At 53.1% G+C, this 14,578-nt stretch carries 9 protein-coding genes; 2 read left to right on the top strand and 7 right to left on the bottom strand.

Translation table 11 applies throughout. The annotated features are described in order from the left end of the window. Window positions 1–41 precede the first annotated feature (41 nt). Complete coding sequence (locus tag JE47_RS0116465; RefSeq protein WP_031460806.1) at window positions 42–2,177, bottom strand: DUF6345 domain-containing protein; 2,136 nt, start codon at window positions 2,175–2,177, stop codon at window positions 42–44. Window positions 2,178–2,583: 406 nt separating this feature from the next. Here JE47_RS0116465 and JE47_RS0116460 point away from each other — a divergent pair, with 406 nt between their 5' ends. Together JE47_RS0116460 and JE47_RS0116455 are read left to right on the top strand one after the other, a co-directional pair. Then, complete coding sequence (locus tag JE47_RS0116460) at window positions 2,584–4,044, top strand: tetratricopeptide repeat protein (RefSeq protein ID WP_031460805.1); 1,461 nt, start codon at window positions 2,584–2,586, stop codon at window positions 4,042–4,044. 15 nt (window positions 4,045–4,059) lie between these two features. Then, the gene (locus JE47_RS0116455) at window positions 4,060–5,040 is read left to right on the top strand and encodes a tetratricopeptide repeat protein (RefSeq protein WP_236631266.1); all 981 of its coding nucleotides are present in this window, start codon (window positions 4,060–4,062) and stop codon (window positions 5,038–5,040) included. 148 nt (window positions 5,041–5,188) lie between these two features. Here the strand turns inward: JE47_RS0116455 and JE47_RS0116450 are convergent, their stop codons facing one another. The 6 genes from JE47_RS0116450 to JE47_RS22250 form a co-directional block, all read right to left on the bottom strand. Then, window positions 5,189–7,069, bottom strand: coding sequence for a hypothetical protein (locus JE47_RS0116450; RefSeq protein WP_031460803.1), 1,881 nt, complete (start codon window positions 7,067–7,069; stop codon window positions 5,189–5,191). A 396-nt stretch (window positions 7,070–7,465) separates the two neighbouring features. Continuing rightward, window positions 7,466–8,290 carry an SDH family Clp fold serine proteinase gene (locus JE47_RS0116445; protein WP_031460802.1) on the bottom strand — a complete coding sequence of 275 codons (825 nt, stop codon included), beginning with the start codon at window positions 8,288–8,290 and terminating at the stop codon, window positions 7,466–7,468. Window positions 8,291–8,311: 21 nt separating this feature from the next. Further along, the gene (locus JE47_RS0116440; RefSeq protein ID WP_031460801.1) at window positions 8,312–9,010 is read right to left on the bottom strand and encodes a rhomboid family intramembrane serine protease; all 699 of its coding nucleotides are present in this window, start codon (window positions 9,008–9,010) and stop codon (window positions 8,312–8,314) included. Between the two features lie 762 nt (window positions 9,011–9,772). After that, the gene (locus tag JE47_RS0116435) at window positions 9,773–10,117 is read right to left on the bottom strand and encodes a hypothetical protein (protein ID WP_051871187.1); all 345 of its coding nucleotides are present in this window, start codon (window positions 10,115–10,117) and stop codon (window positions 9,773–9,775) included. Between the two features lie 298 nt (window positions 10,118–10,415). Further along, the gene (locus JE47_RS0116430) at window positions 10,416–13,208 is read right to left on the bottom strand and encodes a CHAT domain-containing tetratricopeptide repeat protein (protein WP_031460799.1); all 2,793 of its coding nucleotides are present in this window, start codon (window positions 13,206–13,208) and stop codon (window positions 10,416–10,418) included. Between the two features lie 263 nt (window positions 13,209–13,471). Next, a partial coding sequence (locus JE47_RS22250; RefSeq protein WP_031460798.1) for a carboxypeptidase-like regulatory domain-containing protein occupies window positions 13,472–14,578 on the bottom strand: 1,107 nt, incomplete at its 5' end.

Below are 14,578 nucleotides of genomic sequence, written 5' to 3'. Positions count from 1 at the left end.
TTTCAACCGGTGCAACCCTGCTCCATTGCATTGCGGAACGATCAAAACTCCCACCACACCCAGTGGTACGATGTGACCGGGGTCGGACGGGATGGGAATGCACTACCCGGCTTGGGCAGCTTATCGTTAATCGGGTTCACCGTTGCACTACGTGCGTATATATACGCCGGTTTGCCAGCATTCATATCGAATGCCGTTTTGACCCAGGCCTGAGCAATGGTGAGCTGTGCCCAAGGAAGATCGCCTATGATCGGGAAGCTCGGCATACGCATATTGGCAACCAGTTGCCCACCGAACGCAATGTCGGCCATATTACTGTTGAAACCGAGTAACATGTGTGCGCCTTGGAAGGCGTTAAACCAGCGTCGGATCGGTTCGTTTCCTGCGGTATACCCCTGGACGCGCAGTGTCTGGCATGAAGCAAAGCCAACCCAGCGTAGATTCTGATAGCGGGCATTCCTCCCATCAAACCAGGTGCTATCTTTGTTAGATGCCATCGCAATGCCACCCGGCCCACCGTGCCCGGCGTAGTACACGAAGGCAGCGCGATCAACCCCATCGCTACAATCGACACCACCCAAGCTACAATCACGCCAGTCCTTTTCCCAGGCGTTGGCGTTCGACCAGAAGAAGCGCGATGTATAGCCATATCCGATCATACCGATACTAAAACCGTTGACATCGGGGATAACTCCAGGCAAATCGGAGCCGCCTGGACCTGCTGGTGGATAGTCCCAATTGCCTTCAACACCGAAGGTATAGCTGGTTTGGGTGAGATCGATCGTGGGCAGCGCACTAGTACTGGTGCCACTGCGCGTCACGACTGGAATGTACAAAAAGCGAAAATCGGGGATCAAGCTGATCGTGGCATCGCGTTGAATACCGTTATTATCGGTTACCCGTAAGATGACGGTAACGACCGTCGGTGAAGTTTCACGAACACTGGCTGGGAGCGCTGCGGAAAGATTGACTGAACCGGCTGCGTTTAGCGTCGCTACATTGCTCAACGGTGTCTCATCATCGAGGAGCCACTGATACGTATAAGGGGCAGTACCATCGCTGATGTTACCGGTCAGGTTGAGCGGCTGACCGGTATTGAAGAGACTGCCATTAGCCGGTGTGGTAATAGCGACCGTCGGCCCAAAGCCACCCGATCCGCTTTCGGCCAGTGGCAACGAGAAGGAACGCAGGACGATCACATCACCGTTTGGCAGCGTCACAGTAATGTCTTCAAACACTGCCTCTGGTTCCAGTACCGTCTGTTCAACCGCCGCATCATCAACGACATACGATAGACGTGGCGCCGGAACATCAACGGTTGCGTCGGGATATGAACGTTCTACCATTTGTTGGACCTCATTGCGCACAGTATTGAGATCGCGTACCGGCACTTCTCCCAGATAATCCAGGCTCCGCCCGAAAAAGGGCATCGCAACAGCAGCCAGACCGGGCACAGCATTGTCCAGTGAGTCACTACCGCCCTGTTGAGAGATTACCGTATCGGTATGGGTAAACAACAGTGAGAGGTGACCACCAGCGCCACCGATGTTAATGAAGTCCTGTCCATTAACGAAGCCGAACGGCACTTCAACCACGACTCCGACAATCGACTCGGAGACCTGCCCCAGACCTGCGCCACCGACCGGCGCCTGCGCTGCCCGAATAAGCGTGGTGCGGCCAAAATCTTTCGTCGAGTTGCAGTTACCGGGTAGAGCAGCCAACCGCACTGGGTAATTGCTCTGACTGTTACCGGCCAACACACCATCGCGACCGACAAAATTATTGTTGGTCAAAAAGAGACACGCCAGCCGTTTTGCCGTTTCGACATTAACTGACCCGGCAGGCGTTTCACGTCCTAGCCCATCGATGTCGTAGGCAAAGAACCCACCGGATGCTGCATACTGCGTAAGCACCGTCCGGTTCTGTTCATTCAGGCGAAAGAAACGGTTCCTGCCGCGAAACTCGTCTTGCCCTGTGGGGGCGCCACGTCCGATCCCTTCGAGTACTCCTCCCAATTGTTGGGTCGTGGTGTCACTGACCGATAGTTTTGTCAAGCGAAAGACGGGTAAACGATTGTTGGTTTGGGCTGGAGTTGGGACTGCCGGCATGAAGGTGAACGAAAGCAGCACCAGTAGCACCAGACCGAGTAATCGCTGTGATCGGAGCACTCCTTCCATACGTTCCTCCTTAGCTATTCAAACCAGAAGATGTCTGTACCGCAAGCAGGGGAGGAACGATTGCAATGAGTGCTCAGGTTAGATCATCACGATCTTAAACGTATATCCCGGTAAAAAGTTTCAGCGAGTTTATGACATTGATGGAAGAGATTAGAGCAGCGTAGATGTACGGACAAAGAGACCTCGCTTCGGGGATTCTGGCAATTGCCGTAGTCCTTGCCTTCTCTATACTTTCACACTTCGTAAAACTCTTTGCACTTTCGGGATCAACACAAGGGGTATAGCGCGTAAGCGTGCGTTATTTTGTCAAAAACGTGTTGACCGTTGCTATTATCCGTGCTAGAATAGGCGCGATTACCACAGAATCCTGATCGCTGTGAGATAGAAGTAAAAGGAAGGATAGGTCATGGCGGATCCCGAAAGCATCTTGCAGCTTGGCATTGAAGCCGTGCGTAAGGGGGAGAAGGATGAAGCGCGTAGGCTCTTCCGCCTGCTGACCCGTGAACACCCCGACAATGTCCAGGGATGGCTCTGGCTCGCCGGTGTTGCAGCCGATCGTGAGGAGCGGCAGGCAGCGCTCGAACAGGTGTTGCGTCTCGATCCGAATAATGAGATGGCCCTGAAAGGGTTGCAGGCATTAGGGGTAATGCCAACATCAAGAGGCGCTGAATCGCCACAACCCGGCCCGCTATCTCCGCCTCCTGCTCCGTCGACACCAGAGGCTGATGTACCTGCTAAGCCGTCACCTGCGCCTGCGTCAACTCTACCTGATTTCGATGAAGACGATCCATTTGCCCAGCTCGATGCTTTATCTGAAGCGATGGCTGCCGATAGTGGGCCGGTGCGCCGCGATCCGACCGCTCCGCGCCCAGAAGAAGTTCCGGCTGGTGAACCGGAAGTTGCAGCAGCTACGTCGTCTCCGCCACGCTCCAGCCGCCCTGCCGAGTCATCACGCTCTAGCCGCCCTGCCGAGCCGCCGCGCTCCAGTCGCCCCAGTACCAGTTGGGCGCGTGGTAGTAGCAGTAGCAAGTCTACTCAAACCACGCGGTCGGCTCGCGGTGGCGGTTTGTTCGGGAATCTTTTTCGCCGTTCGGGGCCGCCATCTCGGCGTGATGATGATTTAGAAGCTGAGACGGTACCGGCAAAGCGTGGGTTGACACCGCTGACCGTCATTTTGCTGGCAGTGCTCCTGATTGCCTGTATCGGGTTCGGTTTTGTTTTTCTCTCCCGTCGCGACCAGACGGCGACTGTTCCCCCAACGCAGGCGACAGCTCAGGCAGCTACATCAATCGCTGCTACAACTGAGGCCTCTCTGGCGCCAACGACGCCACCGGTACCTGAGCCTGAGCCAACAGCAACCCCAGCGGTTGAGCCAACCCCAGAACCGACTCCCTCTGAGCCAACGCCAACACCACCACCGCCTGTACCTGATCCGGCACTGGCGAATCCGACCCTAGTTAGCCCGGGTACCGAGTTGACCAGTAATGGTTGGGCTTACGACTTTAATCAACCAACTTACGCTGCACCGATTATCGGGCCACTGAATGGAATTACTCCTAATAACGGTCGCTTTGTAGTGGTGCTGGCGTTCGTGCGCAATACGACCGGTCAAGACCAACCGCTACCACCTGATTTCTTTGTCCTGAAGGATGCTCAGGGTCGGGTTTGGACACCTCGCCTCGATGCGTCGGATGCTTACCTCATTCGCGGTGTGAATGCCGACCTGAGCCACAGTGAGGTGGTTCCCGCCGATGGTTTTGTGCGGAGTGTTGCCATTTTATTCGATGTAGCTCCCGATGCTACTGACTTAGTCTTCTTTGCCCGCAGCAATCCCGATCAGGGTTGGTTGGTCCTGAGTCGCGTTTGATCTGCGGTTGTTGCAGTGAATGTGGGTGACGAAGCGGCGATTGATCTGGAACTGTGGTTGACCCGCGGCGCGTTGGCAGCGCGCCGCGGTGATCTTGTGACGGCACGCCGCATTTTTCGAGCGTTATCACACCTGGCGCCTGCCGACCGTCGGGTTTGGATTGGCTTGGCGCGAGTAGCCGAGAGCGTTGCGGAACGTACTGAAGCGTTACAGCGTGCCGAATACGCAGTGGCAGCACCCCTACCCTTACCACCAACCCTGAGCCGTACAGCAGATGTTGCAACGACAACAGTATCCGCTACCCCATCTCACCCGCCAGAACCGGTTGTCATCGTTGCTCAACCTGCCCCTCTGCGCTACCGAAGCCGATGGTGGTTCGCACTTCTCATCATTCTACCCGGTCTGCTGGCAGTGTGGTGGTTGATGCGCGTGTCGGTTCCGGAAACAGCATCGGTTGCTTTACCAACTGTATCGGCAATAGGACCATTGCCTACTCCGCCGACAGATAGGGCGGTTGTCACTGTGCCTGCCATTACTCCTTCACCGCTGCCGCCAACCCCCTCACCCGTCCCCTCTCCTTTATTGGAGCCTGATACTCGCAACTTTGGTCAATTTGTCAGCTACGAAAACTGGCGCATTGCGCTCTTGCGACCGGAAGATGTGGTGATCGTCGATGGTGAATTGGGAACGATTCGTGCCAGTGGTCATGTGCTGATCGCGCTGATCGCGGTGAGTAATGAAGCGCCGGTAGAACGGGCACTTCCTGCCGATCTGTTTGCCGTTGAAGATGAGATGGGGCAACGCTATCGCCCCTTACCGAGTGCGTCAACGAACTACCTTGAGCAATTTGGGCGCGGGGTGTACGGTGATCTGGCCCTGGAAGATCGATTTACGCCGCAGAGCGGACTACGGAGTGTACCGGTCTTGTTTGAACTACCACGCAATCGAAAGCCCCTGCGCTTGTGGGTTGGTGATGATTCCTGGTGGTTGCGATAGTGGTGTAGGTGACACCACCCTACAGACACAGACCAGCAGCTTGCGATCCAGGCAAACGATGTGTGGCCTGGATCGCGGAAGTGGCTGCACAACGTTCATCGGCGCATTCCCGTTTGTGAGCAGATCGGTCAGAAAAGGTTGAAAAGCCCTACCTTGCCCATTCACCCAGCGCTGGCCCTGTCTCGAAAAAGATCGAGGGGAGCAGATCAAGCCGCCGACTGAGCCAGGGGACAAACGTTTGTACGATGTGGCGACGGATGGGTGAAGGCAATAACAAATTCATTAACGCTGCTGAACGTAATGGACGACACGACTGCTGATGCGCAACCTGAATCAATCGTGCTGCCAACTGTGCTTTCGCAAATACGATTTGTGGCGCTCGATCCCATTGATCGAGAAAACGCTCAAGCTCATCGAGCTCGAGCGGTGGAAAATCAGGTTGATTAGCCCAGTGCACCTGATGCTCATAAATTGCCTGCCGCAACGCTGCTACTTCATCGGTCAACGATGTCCGTTGTCGATTGAATGCCATCTGACCGAGTGGCAAGAGCAATGCACGTGTGCGCCAGGCAATGATCAACGCATCAACCAGGTAGCTCAGACTATTGCAGATCATCTGAGCCAGCGGATCATCACCTGGCGCAAGGCGCGATACTTGCGCCAGTAGTTGTTGTGCATCTTGAACTGCTCTTGCTGACTGCTGAAGGATTGGCAGAGCATCTCGTAAAACCTCAGCGAGATACACCCACACCGGCAGCGCAGCCGTTGGCCGCATCCACCATACCCAGAGAAGTGGTGGTAGGACAAGACCACCAACTCGCTTCATACCCGGTGCATGACCAAAATACCAGCCTTGCTCTATCAGACGCTCCGATAATATATACGCATCAGCAACTGCTTCACCGAATTCAGGACGATAACGAGCCAGACGCTGCGCAAACCACTCACGAGCAAAGGCTACGCCATCGCACTCAGCATGGCGGGCCAGCATACCGGTTAACGCACTACTAGCTTCTGTCCAGATATTCCAGCCATCAGGACCAATTGATGCCTTCCCTCCTCCCCAGCCGCCAGTACTGTTCCACGCCCAGAGACCGATACACGTGCGCGTAGCTTCAGCGCGACGAATCACGGCACTATGCAGTTCGACTACTCCGGCAGGAACCATGCCAAACAACTCATATTCACGCCGGTTTTGTACCTCGATAATCTGTCGCGGCCCAGGCAAGCCAATCGTTGGGTTCGGCGGTAACAGACGGAAGAAATCTGCCGGTGTGTGTTTGATGGAAACGAATAGATGTGGGCTGTGATAGCTGGCAAAGACAGCAGTATAACGTTCTGGTGACCAGAGCAGATCACCCACCTCGCCAATACCCAGCGTCCATGTGCGCACAATCAGTTGTCGATCAAACGTTGTACATACCGCCAGCAACGTATCAATCAAACGTCGAACGGTCGCCACACTGTGATAGAGCAGATGACCGCTATACCCACCGTGATCATGCGCGCCACCGGTTTCGCCGATCCGGATAATCACCCCAGACACCATCGGTAAGGCCGTAAACAGGTCAATCAGCGCATTGCGATTTAGCTCATACAACAACGGATTGTCAGCCGCTAGTCGTCCAACGACCTGCCGGAGTTCTGAAGTCAGCCATTGCATATCACTCGTCACGTAGACCTGCATTCCCCGTGTAGTAGCATCGACAAGCAATGGCATGATCTCCGTGCGATACGCCAGTGCACGTAAGCGATAAGGGCTATCAGGTTCGTAATACTGATGAGGTGCCTGATCAAAGGTTACCAGGTGCGCCAGGTTATCGATTGCAATCCCGGTATAACCCTGATCTTGCACCAATGCCAGATAACGCCTGGCCCGCTCTATGCCTTGACGAAAGCGCGCTATATCAAGATACGGCGGGTCAGGTCTATCGAGTTGATGAAACGGAAACGAAGACCAGTTTCTCACCGGTGCAGACTGGTCAACGAACGGGCCATTGATGTCGGCAAGACGGAGCAAGAGTGTCATTGGAAGCACCCCATTCGTTACTATCGAGCATTTGTTAAGAGAATATTATATCTTGTTGAAGGAAACGTTCAATGAGGTTAAGATTAATTTACCGATAGAATTACCTTACCGAAGAGAAAAAAGGGGAGAGGAGTGAAGAGATCGGGTAATAAATTGAATTATGCCGGCTTAAACTACCGAACCAATGTACGTATCTAGTGGTTAGTACAGGTGTGCGCCTATCGCCTGTCTTTGGCGTCTTTGGCAAGGACGGGTTTCCAACCCCAGACACTCCTGCGCGCATCCGGCGCATAGCCACGGTGCGCGCTCATACTTTCCCGTCACCGCCGCATAATGGGTTGCTATCTACCAGCCGAGAAGTCAACGCTCGAGTGCAGCAAGCCCTGAACCCTGTTTCTACTCACCAAATTGCCGTGAACGTGGTACCGGAATGTACTCAACCGATGGTCGCCGCTGTGCAGTCTGTGGGTAAAGTGCCATTATCTGATAGATCTCTTCCGGCATCGCGGTACTGATCGGCAAACCCAACTCACGCGCTTCGCTCACCGTTATCGGATAGTCATGCGTCCATACACCGCTGGCCAGCGTATGAGCCACTTCTTCAGCCCGCTCAACCGGCATTTTGTCACTCAGCAGCTCGCAGACCGTGCGCTTAACCTGACGGATCGCCTTTTCAGCAATATCGGCCATCATCAACGTTTCATCATCAATCTCGCTCAGAGGTTTACGTTCAAGAACACGCAAAATCGAGGCCGCCGGATGCTGACCCAACTGGGGATCAACCGGTCCCAAAACTGCATTTTCGTCCATCACGATTTCATCGGCGGCTAGCGCAATGAGCGTACCACCCGACATTGCATAGTGTGGGACAAAGACTGTTACCTTCGCCGAATGTCTGATCAGTGCACGTGCAATCTGCTCGGCAGCGAGTACCAGGCCACCAGGGGTATGCAGAATGAGGTCAATCGGAATATCGCGGTCGGTCATTTTAATCGCCCGCAGAACGGCCTCTGAATCTTCGATATTGATATACCGTACCAATGGAAAACCGAGCAGACTCATCGTTTCCTGGCGATGGATCAGCGCAATGACCCGGCTCTTACGTTTGCGCTCTAACTGTTCAAGCAGTCGCTGGCGAGCAGCGTCGAGCATACGCTGGCGAAGCACCGGTTGCAGCGATGAGATAATGAAAAAAAGCCACAATAACGAGAAAAAGTCCATATGTCACCCCTCAGCAAATCGTTACCATGGATAATATTCGTCAACGTAGTAACGCCGCCAGTGGCGTCGTTGGCGGAAAAATGGCGCCAGGATCAAACCGGCGACAAAACCACCGATATGTGCCCACCAGGCTACACCACCCATTGCCTGCACGTTAACCATAATCGAGAAGAGACCATTCGCCAGTTGCGAAAGAAACCAAAGCCCAAGATAAACGACGGCCGGCACCTCCACCAGCCATGGCAAAAAGAAAATAGGTACCAGTGTAATCACCCGTGAATGAGGAAAAAATAGCAGGTATGCAGCTAGTACACCGCTCAGCGCACCGCTGGCGCCGACGGTTGGAATCGGCGAGGTTGGATTAAACATAACATGGACAAGTGCGGCTGCAACGCCGCAAAGCAGGTAGAACAGAAAGTACCGTTGACTGCCCATCCGGTCTTCGACGTTGTCGCCAAAGATGTAGAGCGCCAACATATTGCTGAAGAGGTGAAACCAACCACCGTGCATGAACATCGAGGTAAAGATCGTGATCAACTCAGCCGGATCGGTCGGATTCGCGAGGAACCGCGCCGGTACCAGCGCAAGTGCCGCAATCCATGCTTCGGTCAAACGATTATCACCCACCATCAAGAGAAAGACGACCACATTTGCCGCCAACAAAGCCCAGTTCACTATCGGAAATGATCGTGAAGGGATAGTGTCTTTCAGTGGCAGCATAGCATTCCTTTCTTGAGTAGAAATGAGCACAGGCGCATTCTACCATACCTTCTGGCAATAGTCGTGGTGTGGCTTGGTTCGTATGGGAAGGGTTTTCAAAGCCTGATCAAAAACCCAGACTTCTATTCAGGTTCATTCCGTGCACATTGTACCATCACGTAAATGCTATTCGTGCACTATGCCTACGCTATCGTCACGTATAGGTTCGTCGCATGGTCATGCGCAGATACCGGTACCGGAGCGAGGTAGACGATAGGGGAGAAAAAAGTTCTTCCTTTACCCTCGATCCCATTGATACGGTTGGAGATTAGGACGGTATCGGAACAATGACTCTGCGTATCACGTCGGGTTGTATGCGCAGAATGCTAGCACGTCTCGGTGAGCGAACGTGATAATGTATGGGGAAAGAGCGGTGATTGACAAAGGCGGGTTCTCAGCTCGTTCGTAGCACACCGGGAGGCTTGCCTCTATCTGTTCTCCCAGTGTTCTGCGGCTGACCTACTGTCAATCGTCAGGCGCACCGGTAGGGCTACGGCGATGCTAAGCCCCGTATGTGATGCCGTCAACACCAGAATCAATTACCAGCGTATCTCATCAGGCCAGCTTCGGCGACTTCAGTGCGTTCCTGCCGTAGCAGTTGCTGAAGCGCAAAGCTGGCGTGAAATTTATGTGATGGGTCTCATCTATCGTGCAGTGAGGATTAGCTTTTCGGATGGCTCTTGCGCAGTCTTCATCACCTCGAATAAGGGCAAGCGTAGTGTTTCAAAACCTCTGAAAGAAGGACGGTATTGTAGCTGTAAACATCATGAAGATACAGAAAAATATAAACCCAAACACAATGCCGACTAGCAGTAGGGCGAAAGTTCGTTTAAAAAGAAAGATAACCATTGAGTCAAACCGCATATTAATATCTTCAACCTTTACCCGGGTCATCGATTTTGGGGATTGACGTAGAGCTTCCTGAAGTTGTGCAAATTGTTCGTTCAGTGAACGAAGTAATAGTAATTGCTCTTGTTGTGCTTGGTAAATATGATTCAGAAGTACAATCTGATCCTGCAACATATCCACCGGATTTTTTGGCGAGGGTCGTGATGGCTGTGATGTCATAGGTAGGATTCCTCCAATTTGTCATCTTTCTTTGACTGAAAGTGCTACTAAGTATTCATGAGTCCACTACAAAAACTCACCACGGAGCACACAGAGCGTCTAAGATTTATGAATGAAAGGATAATTTTTGACCATTGGGCGCATGGAAGAAAAATGTTCACAACCCTATGTTCAATAAATTATCTTTAGTCTCTGTGATCTCCGTGGTCTCTGTGGTGAGAAGATCACCTTTTTGCAGTGAAGTCATTCATCTATTTCCCACACGAGAAAGTTGGTGATACGTCTGAACCAGGCTATCCTACCGCCGAATCAGCCCAAAAGCCGACCAAATTGCCGGATGCAACCACTCCGGTTCGCGGAGGAGTGCCTGTTGGGTCTGGCGCAGCGCGGCTGTAACCTCTGGCTCGCCGGCCAATATCCGATAAAACCGTGTCATAAACTCAGCCGCCAGTTCGTCGTTGATCGGCCACAGACTGACCAATAAACGACGTGCACCGGCAATAAGAAATGCCGATTGGAACGCGATCAATGCCCCACCACTTTCCATTCCGTAAGCCGTGGTGCAGCCGTTGAGCGTAACCAGGTCAGTACCGGTCAGATTAAGACGGTAACATTCCTCGATGGTAAAGATGCGGTCGGCCAGGTGTAAGCCAGCAAAGATCGTAGGCTCATCATCGAAGACCGTATGGGCGCTGAGGTGAACAATTCGCGGTGGTGGTGTTTGCTGGTGCAGAGCATCAAGTGCGGCTGGATCGTCGATGTAGACCTGACAGTCTGGCAAAATATCGGCAATCGCTTTTATTTCTTTCTCGACAGCCTGCAATACCCCTCCAGCCGAGGCACCAATCGCGAGGGCTGGACCTGATGGGCCGGTAGGCGCCGGAATGGCAAGAAGCGAACCGGTCGGAATCTGCTCAATAGTATATCGCTCGATCAGATAGTTGCTACCATCCCAAAGGGCGGCGAACGGTGCCAAATGAAACGGTGGACAGGGAGCAATCAGGAGTTTCCCTTCACTGGGTAATCCTAGTAATGGTGCGATCAATGCCTGATAGAGTCGTTTGAGAAGTACCTGTACATCTCGGGTAAACACCTGGCCGCGCTGTTGCTGTTGCTCACGACTCAAGCGCAGGAAGCTCACGTTTTTTAGTTCTAACCGCTGTAACAATTCACTGATGTCACTTGCAAGACCCAAAGAGGTAACCGTGCAATTGCCATCACGAGTGACACAAAACGCATACAGTTCATCACCAAAACAGACATACTCGATGAGGCAATCGGCGTCGAACCGTGCCTGTACCGTCTGCCAACTATGAGCGGCAGGGAATGAACTATAATTACGTTGATTGAGGAGATCGCGCCGTGCGTGGTATGTCTCCTCTTCTAACTTCCGGAGCTGATCGCGAAGCGCTGCAATCTTTTCTACACTCTCGCCATGGCGTTGTTTCTGCTCCAGCTCCCACCGCAGCTTCGCAATCTGCTTATGCATGGATTCCAGCGCCGGATCGATCTGGACTTGCCCACCATGGCGTTGAATCAGATCGATCAGTGTACCTCCTTTCCACCGCCAGACGGTCTGCAAGGCGGCGTAGACCTGTTTGGTTTGTAGTTCAAGCTGCGCCAGCAACGGTAAAGCATCGTTGCGGCGGGCCTGAAACTCAGCGACAAGTTCGGCCACACTCAAATCGGCGCGCATAAGGTCATCGATCTGCGCTGCTTCGGCCAAATGCTGAATCGCCTGTTCAGGATGATCGGCCGCCAATCTGTTACCAAGTGCAACCAATGCTTCGCGCTGTAACCAGATATGTGAGATTTCACGACTCTGTTCGAGGGCTGTTGTAAATACGGTACGCGCCGTCTCATAATCACCCTGCATCTGGCGCAATTCCCCGACCAAGAGCAGATGGCGAATATTGAGCGGGAGCGGTGCATCGGCTTCCCATTCGCCGCTGAGCAGCGATTCTGCCTGCGCAACGTTGCCCGTTGTTAACGCAAATTGTGCCTGTTCAAGAATGGTTTCATTACGCCAGACAGGCAGATTCAATCGGGTGAACGTATGATACGCCTGCGTCAACATCGTCGGCAATTCAGGATCGGCTGGGTTCAAAGCCCGACGAACCGCGGCGCCTGCCAGAAGAGACTGCGCAGCATATTGTTCCAATTTTTCACTGACGAACATCTGGTATGCCCGATGATAGGTGTTGCGGGCTTCACGTAATGCGCCCAGTCGTCTAAGCAGATCGGCTTCATAGAGCAGAACGGAAGCCTCGTCCATTGTCACGTCCTGGGCGACAAATCCGTTACGGGCACGGCGAAAACATCGGAGAGCCTCCGCCAAATTACCCGTGATACTGTAATAGTCACCCAGATTTAAATCGATACGAGCGATAGTGAGGGAGGGTTTGGATGGAAACTGCTCCAGAGTGGTCCGTGCCGTCAGCAGTAAAGGTTCGCATTCGTTTAATTGTCCGGTTGCTGCCAGGGTGAAGGCTTGATTAACCTGAAGTTCAGCCCATTCCTCGTGCATACCGTGCTGTTGGGCCAGCGCACTCGCCTCGGCGTTGACAGTCAAGGCTTCTTGATACCGGCCAAGCTCGTAGAGCAGGAGTCCATAGTTCATCAAGAATATCACTCGATATCGTACAGGCCCATGATCGTGCTGAAGGAATTGGCGAGCTTGTTCAGCAAAAGTGAGCGCTTCCTCAAAACGACCAAGTGTGCTGTAGACGAAGATCAGATTACTTGAAATGCGGGCTATCGCTTCGGAGTCTGCGCTACGCTCGTAAATGGCCAGTGCTTCGCAATAACAACGGACAGCCTCTTCAGGTTGGCGGTATGCAGCCCAATTCCCTAGTGTCCAGAGGGCTAGCGCTCGTGCGGCCGAATCGCCAGGGAGCTGGTCGGCAACTTTTAGGGCTGCACGAGTGATCCGCTCTGCCAAGTCCGTTTCCGACTTAATCAGGTCATCACTTCGCCGTTTGAGCACTTCAATCAGTGCTAGCGATAGCGCCTCAGTATGGACAGCAAACCACATCGGCCATTCGGTCTCTGGCGTGCGCAAGAGTTCATCGGCGAGTTGTTCGACGTTCATTGCAGAAGCCTTTCTATTACCTGGAAGCGTTTGGCCGTCTGCCTGGGAACGCGGGCCGCTGGCCCGCATCCTGGTGTGAAAGCGTGGAACTTCCGATAGTAGTATTTCGCCATCGCAGAGAGGATGCGGTTAACGGTATTGATCGACCGCAACATGGATACTCTTCGTCACCCCCGCAGCGATAGTACCGACACCACATCGTCCGGATCCCAGCACCACTAACGCAGAGCACTATTACCAACAGCGGGATGTTTTCAGATAGGCTAATCTATACCGATCTTCAGCGAGCGGATTACAATCTCCTTTTCAGGTGTACAAACCGTTATGCGATAGGTTCCCGGCGCGAGATCGCGTAAGATAAAGGTTCCATCCTCTTCCAGCTCTGCCGTGATCGACTCCTCATCATCGCGCATTGCCAAAACCTGCTCGATTGGCTGATCAGGCGGTGAGCCATCGGGCATTCGCAATTCGCCAACAATCGTCCAGCGTGGGATACCCTGCGTGGTTCGTCGCGTGTTGAGGGTCAAAAGCACCTCAGAGGCTGCGTAGATAAGCGCCTGTCCTCGCAACTGCAAGGCCAGCGCCGGTTGCAAGATCGCCTCAACAATCTGTCGTACCCGTGTGAGGGGCGATGGTTCGATCAATGGAGTCTCGTCCATTATGCGGAGAAGTTCAAGCTCTTCCTGACAAAAGCGGCAGGTCTCGACATGGCGGTGAATAACCAGATGTTGGGTCGCTTCCAGTTCGCGATGATAATAGGCATGCAAGCTATCAACATCAGGGCAGTGCAACCGGTACAGACTTGCTTCAATCGCCGCTATTTCTGCCGCCAGGACCTGAGCCTTCCTGACACAGTCAGGATTAGCTTCAACTACTAGCCGTTGCTCTGCTGAGAGTAAGCCGGCTGCGTAGTTGAGCAATGTTTCTTCATCAAGGGTGCAGGGAGTATCCATATCCATAAGCCGCCCTCTCCTTGTTTCAGGATCTGTCTCTAGTTCTATTTTAAGGGACTCAGGTCCCTGCGGTTTTTGGCGGCGATGTTTATCTTCTTCTATCGCTGAACGACGATGATCAGATTGATCCGAGAGTCCCGCGATGTCGCGGATCACTGGATCGTTACGTAAACGACGGATCGCATTCTGCCTGATCTGATAGATTCGATCAACATTAGGGAAACGTTCCGGAAAAAGATTCAGAATCTCTTGTGGTGGATAGCCCCCTATACAGATACAATTAATAACAATCAACTCATCCTCAGACAGTACCTCCTTCAACCGCTGAGTAAGTGCGATACTTTTCTCGGGATCGGATGACCTACTTGAACGATCAGGAAGTTCTGTATTATCCGCCAGCCAGAGATACTCTTTAAG

Origin of the sequence: Chloroflexus sp. MS-G, from assembly GCF_000735195.1 — a bacterium.
Classification (GTDB): Bacteria; Chloroflexota; Chloroflexia; order Chloroflexales; family Chloroflexaceae; genus Chloroflexus.
The sequence above is the reverse complement of the archived record's forward strand: the minus strand, read 5'-3'. Positions and strand labels throughout refer to the sequence as shown.

Coding starts and splice junctions, on each gene's coding strand:
- JE47_RS0116465 (WP_031460806.1), bottom strand. CDS start 2,177: ATGGAAGGAGTGCTCCGATCACAGCGATTACTCGGTCTGGTGCTACTG.
- JE47_RS0116460 (WP_031460805.1), top strand. CDS start 2,584: ATGGCGGATCCCGAAAGCATCTTGCAGCTTGGCATTGAAGCCGTGCGT.
- JE47_RS0116450 (WP_031460803.1), bottom strand. CDS start 7,069: ATGACACTCTTGCTCCGTCTTGCCGACATCAATGGCCCGTTCGTTGAC.
- JE47_RS0116445 (WP_031460802.1), bottom strand. CDS start 8,290: ATGGACTTTTTCTCGTTATTGTGGCTTTTTTTCATTATCTCATCGCTG.
- JE47_RS0116440 (WP_031460801.1), bottom strand. CDS start 9,010: ATGCTGCCACTGAAAGACACTATCCCTTCACGATCATTTCCGATAGTG.
- JE47_RS0116435 (WP_051871187.1), bottom strand. CDS start 10,117: ATGACATCACAGCCATCACGACCCTCGCCAAAAAATCCGGTGGATATG.
- JE47_RS0116430 (WP_031460799.1), bottom strand. CDS start 13,208: ATGAACGTCGAACAACTCGCCGATGAACTCTTGCGCACGCCAGAGACC.